Here is a 19,286-nt window from a genome sequence, read left to right as displayed (position 1 = left end):
ATAGTAATTATATCTATATATCTTATTTATTAGTTATGTATATTTTGAATTATATATTTATATAACAAATTTTTTTTAATTTTAAAAGTTTTTGAAACAATTAATGTTGCTTGTTTTTTAGAAATTTGCATAGTTAATAACTTTAAAAGTTTTATTGCTTTTTTCGAAATAATTTTAGATTCAATCTGATTTTGCTTTATAATAAGTATAATTTCACCTTTTAACAAAATATTTGAATTTTTTAATAAATTTAAAATTTTTTCTACTGTATTACGATATATCGTTTCCCAAATTTTTGTTAATTCTTTAGCGATTACAATATGCGTTTGCATCCCTAAAATATGCGCAATATCTTGCAAACTAATAAGTAATCGACGTGAAGATTCGAATAGTATAATAGTTCTGTGTTCAAATTTTAAAGAATTTAAATATGCTATTCTTTCAGATTTTTTTTTAGGTAAAAATCCATCATAACAAAACTTATTTGTAGCAACACCAGATGCTGATAATGCAGTAATCAAAGAACATGGACCTGGAAGCGGAACAATATTAATTTTATGTTTTATGCACATATAAATTAAGTAATATCCAGGATCACTAATTGTAGGTGTACCAGCATTCGATATTAGTGCAATTGATTTTCTATTTTTTAAGTAACGAATTATAAGTTTTGTTTTAATTTTTTCATTAATTTTATTGAAAGATATCAAATGATTTTTAATTAAAAAATGTTTTAATAAAATTTTTGCATATAAAACACTTTCTGCTGCTATTATATCGACATATTTTAATACAGATACTGCTCTATAAGTAATATCTTTTAAATTTCCAATAGGAGTAGGTACTATATATAAAGTTGATGGTAATTTTTTATTTTTTTGCATTTTTATCAGGTTAAAGCAAAATATATTTGCATGAATAATATCTATACTATTGAAAAATTAACTTAGTTTGTTATTTCATATATATAGCTAGTATACATTTATTTTGATTTAAAAATAAATGTATAATTTTATAGCATTAACATATATTATTTATATAAAATTTTTTAATTCAATTTCTTTATTTTAATACACAATTATATGAATAACAAAAAACTTTTAGTAACATTTTTTTTGATATTTACTTCTATTTTAGGGTGCACTAATACACAAATGTTTGGCACTGCAATTGCAATAAAAGTAGCATCTGATCCCAGATCCATAGGAACTCAAGTTGATAATTTAACTTTAAAAATGCGTATTTCAAGTGCTTTTTTTAATGATTCAATATTAAAAAATCAATCTTCACGTATTTCAATTATAGCTTATAACAATAAAATACTCATTATCGGTCAAGTTTTAAATTATTTTGTTTTAAATCATATACAAAAAATAGTAGAGAATTATAATAATTCAAAAGAAATTTATAACGAGATTCGTATTTCACAACCTATTGAACTTATGCAAATTTTAGAAGATTCTTGGATTTCCAATAAAATTCGAGCAAAAATTATTTTTAATAAAAAACTTAAATTACGAAATTTAAAAATTATAACAGAAAATAAAGAAGTATTTATTTTTGGAGATATTTTAAAAAAAGAAGAAAAAATAATTATTAGTGCTATAAGCAAAATTGATAATATAAATAAAATTATTACTTTCTTTGAGTATATTTAATATATTAATAAACTTTAAAAGTTGATTAACAAAAATATTTAATACATATTAAGTGCATTGAATACCAGTAATAACTTAGATGTTTGAAATGTTTAACAAAATATTTATAAAACATAAAAATAATTAATTCTAAATAATTAATGTACAATTAATTTGTAGGAATAATAAAATTTTTTTCATCATTTAAAGCATGCAAAATTGCATTTACTAATTTTTTTATTTCATTTTTAGAAATAATATAAGGAGGTATTAAATATATTAAATTTTTAAAAGGCCTAATCCAAACTCCATTACTTACAAAACATTTTTGAATTTTTTCAAGATTTATAAGAAATTTTGTTTCTACGACTCCAATAGCTCCCAGTACTCTTATATTGAACACATAAGGGTGAAATTTTAACTTTAATAAAAATTTTAACATATAATGCGAAATAAATTTTACTTGATTTTTCCAATTATTATTTTCAAGTAATTTTAAATTAGCATATGCAGCTGCACAGGATAGTGGATTTGCCATAAAAGTAGGACCATGCATAAATGAAGAATACTTACCACTACAAATTGTTGAAGACACTTTTTGTGTTGTTAAAGTAGCAGCAAGTGTAATTGATCCACCAGTTAAAGCTTTTCCTATGCATAAGATATCTGGTACGATATCGGCATAATTACATGCAAAAAGTTTTCCTGTACGACCAAATCCTGTAGCAATTTCATCTATTATTAATAATATTTTGTAAAAATCGCATAACTTTTTTAAAGTAACTAAATATTGTACATGATAGAATCTCATACCTCCTATTCCTTGTACAATTGGTTCTACAATTACTGCTGCTAAATTTTTATGGTTTTTTTCAATTAATTTAATTAAGTTTTTGTCATCTCCTTCTTTCCAAGAATCGCCAAAATCACGATGAAAAACATTCATAAATTTTTGCTTAGGCATATATCCTTGATATATATGATGCATAGAAAATTGAGGATCACATATTGAAACAGCCCCAAATGTATCTCCATGATATCCTCCGGATAATGAAAGAAACATATTCTTTTTTTTATTTTTAGAATTCCAATAATGCAAAGCCATTTTTAATGCTACTTCAACAGATACTGAACCAGAATCGGATAAAAAAATAGACTCGAGTGTTTTTGGAACAAAATTCATAATTTTTTTACATAACTTTATTGCTGGAATATGTGTAATTCCTCCAAACATAACATGAGACATTTTTTTTAATTGTTTTATGATTGCATGATTAATTTTCGGATGATTATATCCATGAATTACAGTCCACCAAGATGACATTCCGTCAACTAATAATTTTCCATTACTTAATTTTAAGTTGCATTTTTTAGCAGAAACAACAGGATAAGTTTTTAAAGGTTGTGTAATAGAAGTGTATGGATGCCAAATATGATTACGATCAAAATTAATTTCATTAATGTGCATATAATATTCCTTATTAAATTTAAAATAAATATATTTGACAATATAGTATTATACTATACACTTATTAGGATTATAATAAAATTGTTTTAATAAGATTTATGAATAACAAAAAAAAATGGAATATAAAAACTGCTACAAAAATATTTCATCAACCATTCTTTGATTTAATGTTTAAAGCTCAAAAGACACATAGAAGAAATTTTAAACCTAATTATATGCAAGTCAGCGTTCTTTTATCTATTAAAACTGGTTTATGTCCCGAAGATTGTAAATATTGTTCACAAAGTGCAAAATATAATACTGGGTTATCTAATGAAAAATTGATAAATTTAGATAAAGTAATTAATGCTGCAAAAAAAGCAAAAAAAACAGGTGCTACTCGATTTTGTATGGGAGCAGCATGGAAAAATCCAAAAGACCGAGACATGCCTTTATTAGAATCTATGATTAAACATGTAAAAGATTTAGGATTAGAAACTTGTATGACGCTCGGAATGTTAAATGATCATCAAGTAAATAGATTAGCAAATGCTGGATTAGATTTTTATAATCATAACTTAGATACTTCTCCAGAATATTATAAAAATATCGTTACTACTCGAAGTTACAATGATCGGTTAGTAACCATAGAAAAAATAAGAAATTCTGGTATTAAAGTATGTTCTGGAGGAATTTTAGGATTAGGAGAAACGATTAAAGATCGTATTAGTTTATTAGTTCAACTATCAAATTTATCTAAACATCCTGAGAGCGTACCAATTAATATGTTAGTAAAAATCAAAGGTACGCCAATGGAAAATAATACTAAAGTTAGTTCCTTTGATTTTATTCGAATAATAGCTTTATCTAGAATTATGATGCCTAATTCTTTTATACGACTATCTGCTGGAAGAGAATATATGAATGATCAAATGCAAGCATTATGTTTTATGGCTGGAGCTAATTCTGTATTTTACGGATGTAAATTATTAACTACATCAAATCCTAGTATGGATCGAGATATTCGATTATTCAAAAAATTGAATTTAAATACAAAAAATATTTCTGATATTGTTAACGAAAAAATGTCGAATCAAATGTACTATAACGCAGCACTATAAGATGAATAATACTTGGAATGATAAAATAAATAATCAATTATCAAAAAATAAAAATTGTCATATTTATCGTAAAAGATTAGTAATTCATAATGGAAGTAAACGTTTGATTTATATAAAAAACAAGAAATATTTAAATTTTTCTAGTAATAGTTATCTTGGTTTGTCATCAAATTCAGAAATTATCAAATCTTGGAAAGATTTTGTAGACTTAGAAGGTTTAGGATCGGGAGGATCTGCAAATATTATTGGATATCATCCATTACACAGAAAATTAGAAAAATGGTTATCAGATTGGTTAAATTTTCCTAGAGCACTCTTATTTTCATCTGGATTTACTGCTAATCAAGCAATTATATATGTATTAAGTAAATTATTTAAATATATTTTTGTCGATCGTTTAAGTCATGCATCAGTAATTGAAACTTCTATAAATAAAAATATTTTGTTCAAAAGATTTCGACATAATGATATGCATCATTTATCTCAATTATTAGAAAAAAAAGAATTTAGTAATAATTCTTTAATTTTTACTGAAGGCGTATTTAGTATGGACGGTGATCAAGCGCCTTTAAAAAAATTGATAACACTTGCTAAATCACGCAATATTTACCTTGTTTTAGATGATGCACACGGATTTGGCATATTAGGTAGTGAAGGCAGAGGAACACCATATATTAAAAAAATTTTTCCAAATCTATTAGTAATTACTTTTGGAAAAGCGGCAGGTATATGTGGAGCTGCAATATTATGTCAAGAAAATGTGGCTGAATATTTTTTGCAATATTCCAAAAATTTAATTTATAGTACTTCCATGATGCCTGCTCAAGCTGGTGCAATCTTAATAGCTTTGAAAAAAATTAAGCGCTCTCAATATTTAAGAGATCGTTTATTTCAAAATATTAAAAGATTTCAAATTTCTGCAAAGAAATTAAAATCATATAAATATTCTAATACAGCTATTCAACCAATAATTATTGGAGACAATTTGCTAACTATTAAATTTTCAAAAAAATTACAAGAAAAAGGATTTTGGGTGAATCCAATTCTTCCTCCTAGTGTTCCTGAAGGCACAGGACGCATCCGAATTACTATTACGGCAATGCATCAAAAAAGTGATATTGATAATTTGATTGAGGCTTTATTTTATGCAGAAAGATTTATTTAATATGCAGTTTCATAAAAATAGAATAGCATATAGCTTTGATAAAGCTGCTAATAATTACGATAAATATGCAAATTTTCAAAGATTATGTGGATATCATCTGTGCAAGTTAACAGGAAACGTAATAAAAAAAAATTTATTAGACGCTGGATGTGGTACAGGATGGTTTAGTCAATATTGGAAATCAAATAATAATAAAGTAATTGCATTAGATATTTCTAAAAATATGTTGATAGAAGCATATAAAAAGCACGCTGCTAATATGTACATATTAGGAGATATAGAAAATATGCCTTTTTTAAATCAAACAATAGATATTGTATTCAGTAATCTTGTATTGCAATGGTCTCCAAACATATCTCAAGTATTATCTGAATCATATCGAATATTAAAACCAGGTGGAATATTAGCACTTTCAACATTAGCACAGGGATCACTAATTGAATTACAACAAGCATGGAAAAATATTGATGACTACTCGCATATTAATAATTTTCTTTCTTTCTCTTCTATTTCTAACGCTTGCTCTTTATATCGCCATCAATTAAGTGCAAATTTAAAATGCGTATATTATGAAAACGTACAGAAACTATTACATGAGATTAGAGGTGTAGGTGCTAATTATTTACATAATCGTAATAAATCAAAATTTATAGGTAAAAAATATTTAAATGATTTAGAAAAATTTTGGCCATATACTTCTCAAGGTTTTCGATTAAGTTATTACGTAGTGTATGGAGTAATATATCGTGATTAAACGTTATTTTATTACTGGTACAGATACTAATATAGGAAAAACTTTGTCTGTATGTGCACTATTACAATCTATAATACGTTCTGGAAAACGTGTTATAGGATGTAAATTAATAGCCTCAGGATGTAAAAAAACGCAATATGGATTACGTAATAATGACGCAATAAAATTTATGAATATTAATAATGTAAATGTAACTTATTCGAATATTAATCCATTTACATTTTTTCATGCTACTTCTCCGCATATTGCAAGTGCGCAAGAAAATTGCAAAATTTGCAAACAAGATCTTTCTTTTAGTTTAAAAAAATTCACACGTATAACTGATTGGTTAATTATCGAAGGTGCCGGAGGTTGGTATGTGCCAATCAATGTCAATTTGTTATACAGTCAATGGGTTAAGTCAGAAAAAATACCTGTCATTTTAGTTATTGGCATGAAACTAGGTTGTATTAATCATGCGCTTCTAACTGTAGAAGCAATAAATAATGCAAAAGTTCCACTTGCAGGATGGATTATTAACAATTGTGACAAGAATATGCCGTTTAAATACAAATATGTTCAATTTTTTAAAAAAAAAATAAATGCTCCGATGATTGGAAATATTCCATTCTTAAGTAAAGAAAATATGCAATTAAATTTAGATAAGTATATCTTTTTTAAAAGAATAAAATAATAATACTATACATGTATTTTTTTTTTAATTATCAAATTTATTCCAATTAATATAAATGCTGGAATAAAGACTCCTAAGCTTGTAGGAATAGGATATATAATAGTAATTGAATTGCAAATGTTATTTAAAAAATAAAAAATAAATCCTAAACTAATTCCAAACAAAATTTTTATTTTTATATTATAATAATATAGCTTTCCGAACACTATTCGTAAAATAGTAAGCATTATAATAAAAATAAATAATGGTGAAAATAATTTATTCCAAAAGATTATTTGATATTTTTTATATACTTGAGCATTATTTTTTAAATAGTAAATGTAATTGTATAAATTAATAATAGAAAGTGTTTCTGGAGGAAAAGCGATAGATTGTATCGTTTTAGGAACTAAATCTGTATTCCAAAAAATTTTATCAAACTTCTTAGATTCTATAATTTTATTTTCAAATATTTTAATTTTTTTGACTTTATATAATATCCATTTTTTATCTTTATAAAAAGCATGATTAATATAATATATCTCTTCTATTTGGTTATTTGAATTAAGTGTATAAATGTTAATTTTTGATAAACTATCGAAATATAAAGTGTCATATATAAATATAAAATGATTTTTATTTTTTATCCATAAATTATTTCTTTTCAAAATTTGAGAATTTTTATTTTTAGAATAAAGATAATAATATTCTATTTTTTGATTTTTAGGAATGATCCATTCAATAATAAAAATATAAATCAAAAGAAATACGAATATCGATTTTAATATTGAAGCTGAAATTTGAGTACGACTAATTCCAGATAACTCAATAGCTATAGTCTCTTTGTTAATTTCTAATATCCCTATACTCCATAAAGTGCTAATTAGGATCACTATTGGAAATAACTCTTCAATTTCTTTTGGAAGAGATAAAATTGTTAGATATGCTATATCTAACAAAGATAAACTAAAATTTTGTATTTGACGTATTCTATCTATAAATTTTACAATGCTAGAAAAAGATACTAGCATACATAATGTAGAAAAAGTTGTTTTAAAAAATAAATAAAAAATATATCGATCTAGTATTTTAAACATAAACTATTGCTTTACTTATAAAAAAAATTTTTTTTATATTGTGCAAAAACAAATATAAAAAAAATATAAAAAACGTTTATTATCCACATACATAATACTGAATATTTTTGCAACAATTGATAATTAGTATAAATAAATGTTTGTATAAAAAAAAATGTTAAATAAAATAATAAACCGATAAATAAATTAAAAAATTTATTTTTTTGTGTTGTATAAATTCCTAAAATATTTGCTAGAATTGACATAATAAAAACTACAAATACAATTGTAAATCTCCAATGTAATTCTATTTTTGACTCTAAATTATCTAATTTCCATAAATTTTGTAATAATAAATTTTCTGGATTTTCTATATGCATGTTAGGAATATTTTTTGTTATTTCTAGATAATATTTCTTAAAAGATGTTATCCAAAAATCATTTGATTGCAAATTAGCATAAAAATATTGTCCATTATTTAAAGTTATATAATATTTAATATTTGTTTTTTTCTTATAAATTTTTCCCGATTTTGCAGTTAATATTATCGGACAAAAAGCTTCTTTTTGATTCCAAAATTTTACAATCAATATGTTGTTTAAATTCTCATTTTCTATTTTTTGAAAAAAAAATATAAAATTATTATTTTGCATAATATTGAATTGTCCTGGACTGAAAGCAAGTAAATTTGAATTAAATCGATTATTTGTTAATATTTTATTTTTATAATTAAACGCTAATGGTGATATCCACATTGCATTTATCCAAGAAAATGACATAACTAAAAAATTAAAAAATAACGTAATTTTAAAAAAAATTATATATCCTATACCACAAGTCTGTATAGCAACAATTTCGTTATTTTCTTGCAAAGATTGCAAAGCAAAAAAAATACCTAAAAATAAACTTAAAGGTAGTACTAGTTTTAGTATTTCTGGAATACTAAAAAAAAGTAAAGAAAATATTAATTTTTTAGGAATAGAATATTCTATAGAAACAGATAAAACACGAACTAATTTTTGAGATAAAAATACAAAAAATAAAATTAACAAAATTAATATCTGAAATTTTAGTATTTTTTTAGTTAAATATTTTAAAATAATCACGATTTATAATTAGTTTCAAAAATTTTTTACTTAATGTATAATAAGAAATAAATTTAATATTATTATTTTATGGTTTTAAAAATTTTTATTATTTACAATAAATCATTACTATTACTAATAGTAAAATGAAATAAAATTTTATAAACTAAAATACAAATTTTATTTAACAGGAATTCTTATGCAATTTAGTATTTTAAAAAATAATACAAATTTTACCAGTAACATGATTTGTATTTTAGAAATTTTTGACAAAATAAATGAACCTAAATCGCTTCAGTATATAACACAAATTAATAAAAATGATATTTTAAATTTTATAAAAAATAAAAAAATATCGTCACATCTAGGTTCTTGCATTTTAGTACAGAATTTTACACATCCTCAAAACGCTATATTAACTGTTGGATGCGGAAAATCAAAAAATATAAATATCGATAAATATCAAAAAATCATACAAGCTATCATTAAATATATTAAATTGATAAAATATGAAAAAATTATATTATTTTTATCTTCATTAAATATTAGCAATCTAAACATCTATTGGAAAATTAGACAAACAATAGAAATAATACAAACAGAGCTATATACCTTAAATAATTTTAAAAAACATACAAAAATACCAAAAATATATTTGAATGAAGTGCTTTTTTATATTCCCTATCGAAACGAAATTAAGCAAGCACAGTTAGCTATTCAGCACGGTCAATCTATTGCATTAGGAGTGAAAATCGCTAAAGATTTAAGCAATACCCCGCCGAACATTTGCGATCCATATTATTTATCACATCAATCATATAAACTACAAGATACAAATTCTAAGAAAATTTTAATAGAAATAATCGATCAGCAAGAAATGCAAAAAATTGGAATGCATGCATATTTATCTGTTAGTCAAGGTTCAAAAAAAGCACCTTATATTGCAGTTATCAAATATCATGGTAGTAATAAACCTAACGAAAATCCTATAGTTTTAATTGGAAAAGGATTAACATTTGATTCTGGAGGAATTTCACTTAAACCATCACGCAAAATGGACGAAATGAAATATGATATGTGTGGAGCAGGAGCAGTACTGGGAACAATGCACGCAGTATTGAAATTAAATTTAAACTTAAATATTATTGGAATATTGGCGTGCTGCGAAAATATGCCAGATGCATTTGCGTGTCGTCCTGGAGATATCGTTCAAACATTATCAGGAAAAACGGTAGAAATTCTTAATACAGACGCAGAAGGCAGATTAGTATTATGCGATGTACTTTCTTATGTAAAAAAATTCAATCCTCAATTAGTAATTGATATTGCTACACTTACCGGAGCATGTGTTGTTGCTTTAGGACATCATTATACTGGATTAATGTCAAATTGTGATAAATTATGTCAAAAAATATTAGATGCTTCAAAAATTACATATGATTTAGTTTGGAGATTACCTTTGCATAAAAAATTTGCATATCAATTAAAATCAAAATTTGCTGATATATCAAATGTAAATGGAAATGATGGAGGCGCTATTACTGCTGGATGCTTTTTACAAGAATTTGCAGAAGAATATAGATGGGCGCATTTAGATATAGCCGGAACAGCTTGGACATCAGGTAAAAATAATTCGGCTACCGGAAGACCAGTAGCATTATTAACACAATTTTTAATAGATCATATGAATCAAAAATTTGATGAAGATTTAAATGCTAAATAATTAACTTAAATTATATAATAGCTGTATAGTAAAATTTTATACAAATATACAATTTAATATATTAAAAAAATCATTTAAACTTTATTTAATACTGAAAATACACAAAAATTTAAACTTCCAAAATTTAATTATCAAACAGTTTTTATTCAAAATTAAAATTTATTATGAAGAAAAATTATCATCCAAAAAATGTCGAGTCAAATTCATATCAAATTTGGGAAAAAAATCAATGTTTTAAAACTTATGTTAACTTAAACAAAAAAAACTTTTGTATTATTCTACCTCCGCCTAATATCACTGGAGGCTTGCATATAGGTCATGCTTTTCAGCAAAGTATTATTGATATTTTAATTAGATATCATCGTATGAAAGGAAAAAACACATTATTACAATTAGGTATTGATCATGCAGGAATTGCTACACAAAGTATTTTAGAAAACCAATTAAAATACCAAGCACGTAAAACACGTTTTGATTGCGGAAAAACAGAATTTCTCCGAAAAGCCTGGAAATGGAAAAAAATAGCAGAAAAATTAATTATTAAACAAATTAAACGATTAGGATGTACTGCAGATTTTGATTTGTTAAGATTTACAATGGATGAACAGGCATCAAAATCTATTCGTAATATCTTTTTAAGATTATATGAAAAAAAATTAATATATAGAAAGAATCGTTTAATATATTGGGATACAAAACTAAATACTGTTATATCAGATTTAGAGGTCAAACATTATGAAAAAAACTCAAAAATGTGGCACTTAAAATATAAAATAGATAATCATTTAAAAACAAAAGAAGGACTAAACTTTTTAGAAGTCGCTACTACTCGACCAGAAACTATTTTTGGCGATGTCGCTGTTGCAGTAAACCCCGAAGATACTCGATATCAAAATTTAATTGGAAAATGTGTTATTGTACCGTTGTTAAATCGTACTGTTCCTATAATAGAAGACTCTCATGTTAATATGGAACTTGGTACTGGTTGCTTAAAGATTACTCCTGCACATGATTTTAATGATTTTAATATATGTAAAAAACATAAATTAAACATGATAAATATTTTTACATTTTCTGGTAATCTGCGTGAATTACCGGAGGTATTTGATTATCAAGGTAAAATAATTAAAAATTCTAAAATTAATATTCCAGAAGAATTTCATAATATAGAAAAAAATAAATTGCGTATACTAGTTATAAAAAAATTAAAAGAATTAGGATATATCACTAAAGTGCAGTTGAAAAAAATTAAATTTCCAGTAGGAGATCGCAGTAATGTTATTTTAGAACCCATGATAACACATCAGTGGTATTTAAAAGTGAAATCTTTAGCAAAAACTGCCATGAAAGCCGTTAAAGACGGTAAAATTGAATTTATACCAAAGCAATACGAAAATTTATATTTTAGCTGGATGAATAATATTGAAGATTGGTGCATATCTCGTCAAATATGGTGGGGTCATCAAATTCCAATTTGGTACGACAACAACCAAGTTCCATATGCAGGAAACAACGAATCTGAAATAAGAAAAAAATTTAAAATAAAAACAGATATCAAACTTGTACAAGACGAAGACGTATTAGATACATGGTTTTCTTCTGCAGTATGGAGTTTTGTATCATTGGGATGGCCTGAAAAATCTTTATATTTTAATATGTTTCATCCTACAAATATAATAGTTAGTGGCTTTGATATTATTTATTTTTGGATTGCTCGTATGATTATGTTAACTATGTATATAGTAAAAGATTCATCTGGAAAATCTCATATCCCGTTTAATAAAATTTATATTACTGGACTTATTAGGGATCAGTACGGAAAAAAGATGTCAAAATCTGAAGGAAATGTTATTGATCCTATAGATATAATCGACGGAATTTCGCTTTACGAATTATTACAAAAAAGAACACAAAATATATACGATTTAAATTTAAAAAAAGAAATTGAAAATTCTACAAAAAAAGAATTTCCAAATGGGATCCAAGCATGCGGAGCAGATGCATTGCGTTTTAGTATGGCTTTTATTGCTGCAAATACTAGAAATATTAATGTTAAAATTAATCAAATAATAGGATGCAAAAATTTTTGCAATAAATTATGGCATGCTAGTCGGTTCATATTTATAAATACAGAAAATAAAAAAATAAATTTTGATAAAAATAAAATTTATTTTTCTCCTTTAGACAATTGGATATTTTATAAATATAATAAAATTTTAGAATTACATATAAAATATTTAGATAATTTCAGATTTGATTTGTCTGCAAATAATTTATATCAATTTATATGGCATCAATTTTGTGATTGGTATTTAGAAATTAGTAAAATGATTTTTAAAGAAAAAATTATTTTATATTTAGAGAGTACATATTATACTTTACTCACTATATTAAAAAATTTATTAAAAATATTACATCCTTTTGTTCCATTTATTACTGAAGAAATTTGGCAAAGTTTTCAAAAAAAATTTGGAAAGACAACAAAAAGTATACTTATGCTCGAAAAATTTCCCGAAAAAGTATTCTTATCTTTAGATGACGAGCATCAGTATTGTTTAGTAGAATGGTTTAAAAAAATTCTGATTGAAATAAGAATATTAAAAACTGATATGAAAATTCCTCTTAAGCAGCCAATAAACGCATATTTAATAAACTGCACTCGAGAAGAAATAGATTTTATTATCCAATATATGGATATATTTTGCAAAATATTTAATTTAAAAAGTATTAATTTTAATTTAAAAAATTCTAAAAAAAATTTAAATGAAAATCCAAAGCTCATAAAAAATGTCGAATTATATTTAGGATAATGCACATACTAATTACCTAATGAAATAGAATAAAGTTGTATACTATTCTTTATAAACATAGTTATGATAAATCCATTATACAAAAAACACCTCATTTCAATAAGCGATTTTACTAAAGATCATCTTCAATTGATTCTTAAAATTGCTTTTCAACTAAAAAATAAATCTCAACCAAAATTATTAAAAAATAAAATTATCGCAGTTTGTTTTTTAGAAGCATCTACTCGTACAAGATTATCTTTTGAGTCTGCTATTTATCGATTAGGAGCATCATCAATAGGATTTTCTGACGCATCACATACATCTTTAGCAAAAAAAGGAGAAAGTTTTATAGATACTATTTTAGTAATTAGCAAGTATGTAGATGCTATTATTTTACGACATCCTAAAGAAGGAGCATCTAAATTAGCTTCTGAACATTCCGGAGGAATACCAGTCATCAATGCTGGAGATGGCTCAAATCAACATCCTACGCAAACAATTTTAGATTTATTTAGCATTCAAGATACACAAGGGAGATTAAATCATCTTGAAATAGCAATTGTAGGTGACCTAAAATATAGTAGAACCGTACACTCACTTACTCAAGCTTTATCAAAATTTAAAAACAATCGTATTCATTTCATTGCTCATCAAGAACTTATGCTGCCCAAGTACATTATTAATATTTTAAAAGAAAAAAAAATAGAATATTATTTTCATAATGAAGTAAAAGACGTAATTAAACGTATTGATATACTTTACATGACTAGAATCCAAAAAGAACGTTTAGACGTATCTGAATACGCAAAAATTCATGCAAAATTTGTTTTGAGTAGAAAAGATTTATTTTTTGCAAAAAAAACACTTAAAATATTACATCCTCTACCTAGAGCGGATGAAATTTCATATGAAGTAGACAGTACAAATCATGCTTATTATTTTCAACAAGCAGCAAATGGTATATTTGTAAGACAAGCTATTTTAGCTGTAATATTTAATAAAAGTTTTTGATAAAAATATGCATATTTATAAAATATATTCAGTACAAAATTAACTTTTAATAATTGCAACATACGTATAATAAAAAACGATAAAATATGATATATTTAAGTTTTTTTTAAAAAAAAGAACTATGAATTATAAATATTTTTAATATTAAATGTTTTTTAATTAATAAATAACTAAAAATTGATACTTGACTACATTAAAATAATTAATCTATAAAATTAAAATATTTTAACATTATTTTATTTTAGAGTTGTATGATATAATATAAATACATTTTTATAAAAACATTGATATGATCAATTTAAATAATTCCATTTTACAATAAAAAAAATAAATTTGAAATTTTATATTAGCAAATTGCAATATGAAAAAAAATTTTACTCAAAAAGATAAAATATATTTATCTCGAGCATTCGAATTAGCACGATTAGGTCGTTTTACTACTTCGCCTAATCCAAACGTCGGTTGTGTGATTGTAAAAAATAATTGCATTATAGGAGAAGGTTATCATAAAAAATCAGGATCTGATCATGCAGAAATATCTGCATTAAAATCTACTAAAACATGCGTACAAGGTTCTACAGTTTATGTAACTTTGGAACCATGCAGCTATCACGGAAAAACTCCATCATGCGCACATGCTTTAGTTAAAGCAAAAGTTAAAAAGGTGATAGCATCTACTATTGATCCTAACCCTAAAGTGTCAGGTAAAGGCTTCGAAATTTTAAAAAAATCAGGAATTGAAGTAAAATATAATTTTATGCAAAATGTTGCTAAAAATTTAAATGTTGGTTTTTTTAAACGTATGAAATCTGGTATTCCATGGATTAAGCTAAAATTAGCTGCTACCTTAGACGGACGTACTGCAACCAAATATGGAGTAAGTAAATGGATTACATCATTAAAATCTCGTCAGAACGTACAAGAACTTCGTGCAGAAAGCGATGCAATTTTGTCTAGTGCTACTAGTATTTTAAAAGATCAGTCAAAATTAACAGTTAGATGGGATGAATTTTCTAGAAAAATAAAAAATATATATCCAAAAAATGAAGTTAGGCAACCAATTAGAATTGTAATTGATAATTTAAATCAAATTACACCAGAAAATTTATTTTTTAAAGAACAAGGTAAAATTTTATTAGTTAGAACAAAAAAAGATAATTTAAATTGGCCAAGCTCTATAGAAAAAATTGTTTTACATCATATAAATGATGTAGATCAAAATTCAAAAAATATCAATTTACTATCTTTAATGTTAAAATTAGGGAATTTCAATATTAATAATATTCTAATAGAATCTGGTGCACGTTTATCTGGTGCATTTTTAAATGCAGGTTTATTAGATGAAATCATATTATATCAAGCTCCTAAAATTCTAGGAGAACACGCATTTCCTTTATTTTTTTTATCTAAAATAATCGATTTAGATAATGCACCAAAATTTCTTATATCTAATGTATATAGAATCGGTGAAGATGTTCGATTAAATTTAAAACCTATTAAATAAAAATTTTGAATTTTATTTAATGAAAATTATTTTATAAGGATTATTATGAAGATTATTGAAAATTCACTAAAATCCTCTCATATAAAAATTGCTATCGTTGTAGCACGGTTTAATGAGTTTATTAATAAAAACTTACTCGATGGTGCAATTAGCACATTAAAACTTGTTGGTCAAATAAGTTATGAAAATATACATACCATCTGGGTACCAGGTGTATGCGAAATACCTTTGACAATTAAAAATTTAATAATGAAAAAAAGATATAATGGATTTATTACTATAGGAACAATAATTAAAGGAGAAACTTTACATTTTGAAATTATTTCTCGAGATTTGAATGTTATTATATCAAATATAAGTATAGAAAATAATGTTCCGATTATTTCAAGTATTTTATATCTCAACAATATTCAACAAGGTATAGATAGAGCAGGAGCAAAGTTAGGTAATAGAGGATCGGATGCAGCATTATCTTTGCTAGAAATGATAAATTTATTAAAAAATATATAAATTAAGGAATTAAATTATATGAGTACCTATCGCAGGCATGCTAGGCAATGTGCTTTGCAGGCGCTTTATTCTTGGCAAGTTTCTAATAACAACATATTAGAAATTCAAAAATATGTTTTATTAAATAAAAAAAAAATGCATAGATATTAATTATTTTAAAAAAATATATTATGGAGTAATTAAAAACAAAAATAATTTAGATAAATTAATATTACCATGCTTGTTATCACGTAGTATACAACAAATTTGTCATATAGAATTATCTGTACTTAGAATAGCTATATTTGAATTGTATCATGATACAGAAATTCCATATAAAGTTGCGATTAATGAAGCAATTGAATTGGCAAAAATTTTTGGTGCAGAAAAAAGTCATAAATTTATTAATGGAGTATTAGATAAAGTTGCAACAAATTTAAATTTAAAAATTAAATAAATATTTATGAACATAAAATTTCAAGAAAAAAAAAATTATAACAAGAAAGAAAAATACATTATTAATAAATATTTTAATAAATTTAATAAAAAAAACAAATATATTAAATCTAAAATTGGTGATGATTGTGCAATAATTCATGCTGCATCTTATATAGTTATCACTATGGATACTTTAGTATTAAATACACATTTTCTAGAAAAAATTCATCCATTTGATTTAGGCTATAAATCTGTATCAGTCAATTTAAGCGATCTTGCAGCTATGGGTGCATCTCCTAAATGGATTTTATTGTCTCTTACTATACCATTTATTAACGAATTATGGATATCTAAATATAGCCGAGGATTATTTCATAATTTAAATATATTTAACGTAAAATTAATAGGTGGGGATTTAAATAAAGGTCCATTAAGTATTACTATAACTGCTCAAGGAATAATTCCAAAAAATAACAATATTAAAATGTCCCGTTATAGTGCTAAAATTAAAGATCTTATATACGTTACAGGTACTTTAGGAGATAGCGCAGCAGGATTATCAATTTTGATGAATAATTTGCGTATTACAGATAAGAAAAGCAGAAATTATTTGATTAATCGACACATACGCCCTATTCCAAGAGTTAACGAAGGCATTATTTTAAGACATCTTGTTAATGCTGCTTGTGATATTTCTGATGGTACTATAATAGATTTAAAAAATATATTGAATAGTAGTCAATGTGGGGCAAAAATTTATTTAGATAATTTGCCAATATCATCATATTTGTTAAAAAACGTTGAATATAAACGCGCTGTATCATTTGCTTTATATGGCGGCGAAGATTATGAATTATGTTTTACAATTCCTAAAAAAAAAAAAAAGAACTAAAATTTTTATTAAAAAAAACAGGTATCATTTTAACTTGTATCGGAGAAATTTGTTCAAAAAAAATAGGATTACAGTTAATAGGAAAATATTCAAATATTATAAATAACAATTCAGCATATCAACATTTTTAGTATTTTATATTATGCAAATAAATAAAAAAGATTTAAAATTTAATATATGTAATCCTATACATTTTTTAGCTACAGGATTTGGAGTCGGTTTAATTTCTCATTTTCCGGGAACAATTGCTTCAGTAGTTGCAATTTTTATATGGAATTATATTTATATTTTTTTTCAATATCATTGGAGTATAGTATTTATTTTTTTTTTACTAGCAGTATATTTTTGTGACAAAACTGCTCAAGATTTAAGATGTCACGATCATCCATGTATTGTATTAGATGAATTTATTGGTATGTGGATAATTTTATTTTTTTATCATGAAAATAGTTATTACGATATAATTACTGAATTTATAGTTTTTCGCGTTTTTGATGTTTGGAAACCTTATCCTATTCGAATTATTCATAAAAATATTTTAAATGGTTTTGGAATTATTCTAGACGATATTGTTGCAGGAATATATTCGATTATAATATTAAAAATTTTTATTTAGCAATTTAAATTTTTTAGTTTTCTAATATAAAAAATTGATTTTTTAATGTAAAAATTATTTTAATTAAATTTAAATTTAATATGCTTAATTTTTTTAATAAAACTTTTATACAAAATGAATTATTATTAATTATTTAGATTGCATATTTCAAAAAAATTTATATTTTTATTACAAATTTTTATATAAAAAATAAATTTATGTATTAAATTAATAATTTTTTTTTATATAAAATATTAAAAATTATTTTATATAAAATATATGATTATACTTTATATAAGTATGTTAATAATTTTATTTAAATTACTAATAAAACAAACTAATAAAGTTAATAAATAATAACTTATTTACTATATTATAAAAAACTGCATATATTATACATATAATTTATATTGTTTAATAGTTAATATTAAAAAAAATTTATTTTTATTGAATTAAAATAAAAAATGATTTCTCAAAAAAATATTTTAATATATAAATATTAAAAAAATTAAATCTCTGTTTATGATTAAAATAATAGTTGTATTATGATATTTGATATTTTAAAATGAAATATATTTCAACTTTTTTTTATATATGATATAATAAAAAATATATTTAATTTAAAAAATTTTTTTTGAAAAATTAAATAAAATAATTGGAATATTTCATCAAACATTATTTATATTTTAAAAAAACAATAATTCAATCTTAAAAAGATAAAATCTTTAGATCAAAAAAAATATACTATATTTAATAAATAAAATAAAAATATTAAAACTTAAGAAAGTTAAAATAAATATCTGAATAATAAAATTTTTTTTATAATTAAATTTTTAAAAAATAAATTATTATAATTTAATTATAATACAATTGAAATTTATTTTGAATTATAAAAAAATTTTAAT

At 23.6% G+C, this 19,286-nt stretch carries 16 protein-coding genes and 1 pseudogene; 13 read left to right on the top strand and 4 right to left on the bottom strand.

The window, feature by feature from the left end:
• Positions 1-29 precede the first annotated feature (29 nt).
• Positions 30-884 (bottom strand): 16S rRNA (cytidine(1402)-2'-O)-methyltransferase, encoded by an 855-nt coding sequence (gene rsmI, locus WIGMOR_RS01550; RefSeq protein ID WP_014354086.1) that lies wholly within the window; start codon positions 882-884, stop codon positions 30-32.
• 198 nt (positions 885-1,082) lie between these two features.
• On the opposite strand from rsmI, the gene WIGMOR_RS01545 reads away from it, so the two are divergent.
• Positions 1,083-1,658 carry a BON domain-containing protein gene (locus WIGMOR_RS01545; protein WP_014354085.1) on the top strand — a complete coding sequence of 192 codons (576 nt, stop codon included), beginning with the start codon at positions 1,083-1,085 and terminating at the stop codon, positions 1,656-1,658.
• A 148-nt stretch (positions 1,659-1,806) separates the two neighbouring features.
• Here WIGMOR_RS01545 and bioA read toward each other — a convergent pair whose 3' ends face one another.
• Positions 1,807-3,105 (bottom strand): adenosylmethionine--8-amino-7-oxononanoate transaminase, encoded by a 1,299-nt coding sequence (gene bioA, locus WIGMOR_RS01540; protein ID WP_014354084.1) that lies wholly within the window; start codon positions 3,103-3,105, stop codon positions 1,807-1,809.
• Between the two features lie 98 nt (positions 3,106-3,203).
• On the opposite strand from bioA, the gene bioB reads away from it, so the two are divergent.
• The 4 genes from bioB to bioD are packed head-to-tail and all read left to right on the top strand — an operon-like array spanning position 3,204 to position 6,797.
• On the top strand, positions 3,204-4,205 hold the full coding sequence (gene bioB / locus WIGMOR_RS01535; RefSeq protein WP_014354083.1) for a biotin synthase BioB: 1,002 nt from the start codon (positions 3,204-3,206) through the stop codon (positions 4,203-4,205).
• Between the two features lies 1 nt (position 4,206).
• Positions 4,207-5,370, top strand: a complete 1,164-nt coding sequence (locus WIGMOR_RS01530; RefSeq protein WP_041944112.1) for an aminotransferase class I/II-fold pyridoxal phosphate-dependent enzyme — start codon at positions 4,207-4,209, stop codon at positions 5,368-5,370.
• Positions 5,351-6,124, top strand: a complete 774-nt coding sequence (gene bioC / locus WIGMOR_RS01525; protein WP_041944111.1) for a malonyl-ACP O-methyltransferase BioC — start codon at positions 5,351-5,353, stop codon at positions 6,122-6,124. The genes WIGMOR_RS01530 and bioC overlap by 20 nt, the downstream gene beginning before the upstream one ends.
• A complete protein-coding gene (gene bioD, locus WIGMOR_RS01520) occupies positions 6,117-6,797 on the top strand; it encodes a dethiobiotin synthase (protein WP_014354080.1) in 681 nt (226 codons plus the stop codon). Before bioC ends, bioD begins: the two co-directional genes overlap by 8 nt.
• A gap of 5 nt (positions 6,798-6,802) precedes the next feature.
• Here bioD and lptG read toward each other — a convergent pair whose 3' ends face one another.
• Positions 6,803-7,873 (bottom strand): LPS export ABC transporter permease LptG, encoded by a 1,071-nt coding sequence (gene lptG / locus WIGMOR_RS01515; protein ID WP_014354079.1) that lies wholly within the window; start codon positions 7,871-7,873, stop codon positions 6,803-6,805.
• Positions 7,874-7,884: 11 nt separating this feature from the next.
• Entirely contained in the window at positions 7,885-8,958 is a 1,074-nt protein-coding gene (gene lptF / locus WIGMOR_RS01510) for an LPS export ABC transporter permease LptF (protein WP_014354078.1), read from the bottom strand.
• Positions 8,959-9,136: 178 nt separating this feature from the next.
• Here lptF and WIGMOR_RS01505 point away from each other — a divergent pair, with 178 nt between their 5' ends.
• The 8 genes and pseudogenes from WIGMOR_RS01505 (at position 9,137) to WIGMOR_RS01465 (ending at position 18,402) form a co-directional block, all read left to right on the top strand.
• Positions 9,137-10,660: a leucyl aminopeptidase gene (locus tag WIGMOR_RS01505; RefSeq protein ID WP_014354077.1), complete on the top strand. Its 1,524-nt coding sequence runs from the start codon at positions 9,137-9,139 to the stop codon at positions 10,658-10,660.
• A 164-nt stretch (positions 10,661-10,824) separates the two neighbouring features.
• Complete coding sequence (locus WIGMOR_RS01500) at positions 10,825-13,470, top strand: valine--tRNA ligase (RefSeq protein WP_014354076.1); 2,646 nt, start codon at positions 10,825-10,827, stop codon at positions 13,468-13,470.
• A gap of 63 nt (positions 13,471-13,533) precedes the next feature.
• Positions 13,534-14,463, top strand: a complete 930-nt coding sequence (gene pyrB, locus WIGMOR_RS01495) for an aspartate carbamoyltransferase (protein WP_014354075.1) — start codon at positions 13,534-13,536, stop codon at positions 14,461-14,463.
• 361 nt (positions 14,464-14,824) lie between these two features.
• Positions 14,825-15,967, top strand: a complete 1,143-nt coding sequence (gene ribD, locus WIGMOR_RS01490) for a bifunctional diaminohydroxyphosphoribosylaminopyrimidine deaminase/5-amino-6-(5-phosphoribosylamino)uracil reductase RibD (RefSeq protein ID WP_014354074.1) — start codon at positions 14,825-14,827, stop codon at positions 15,965-15,967.
• Between the two features lie 45 nt (positions 15,968-16,012).
• Positions 16,013-16,477, top strand: a complete 465-nt coding sequence (ribH, locus tag WIGMOR_RS01485) for a 6,7-dimethyl-8-ribityllumazine synthase (RefSeq protein ID WP_014354073.1) — start codon at positions 16,013-16,015, stop codon at positions 16,475-16,477.
• Positions 16,478-16,495: 18 nt separating this feature from the next.
• Positions 16,496-16,913 (top strand): annotated as a pseudogene (nusB, locus tag WIGMOR_RS03450) (transcription antitermination factor NusB).
• A gap of 6 nt (positions 16,914-16,919) precedes the next feature.
• Entirely contained in the window at positions 16,920-17,786 is an 867-nt protein-coding gene (gene thiL, locus WIGMOR_RS01470) for a thiamine-phosphate kinase (RefSeq protein ID WP_014354070.1), read from the top strand.
• A gap of 142 nt (positions 17,787-17,928) precedes the next feature.
• Positions 17,929-18,402, top strand: coding sequence for a phosphatidylglycerophosphatase A family protein (locus tag WIGMOR_RS01465; protein WP_014354069.1), 474 nt, complete (start codon positions 17,929-17,931; stop codon positions 18,400-18,402).
• Positions 18,403-19,286 lie beyond the last annotated feature (884 nt).

Origin of the sequence: Wigglesworthia glossinidia endosymbiont of Glossina morsitans morsitans (Yale colony) (assembly GCF_000247565.1) — a bacterium.
Lineage (GTDB): Bacteria > Pseudomonadota > Gammaproteobacteria > Enterobacterales > Enterobacteriaceae > Wigglesworthia > Wigglesworthia glossinidia_B.
Note: the sequence above shows the minus strand (reverse complement) of the source record. Positions and strands in the feature narration are given on the sequence as shown.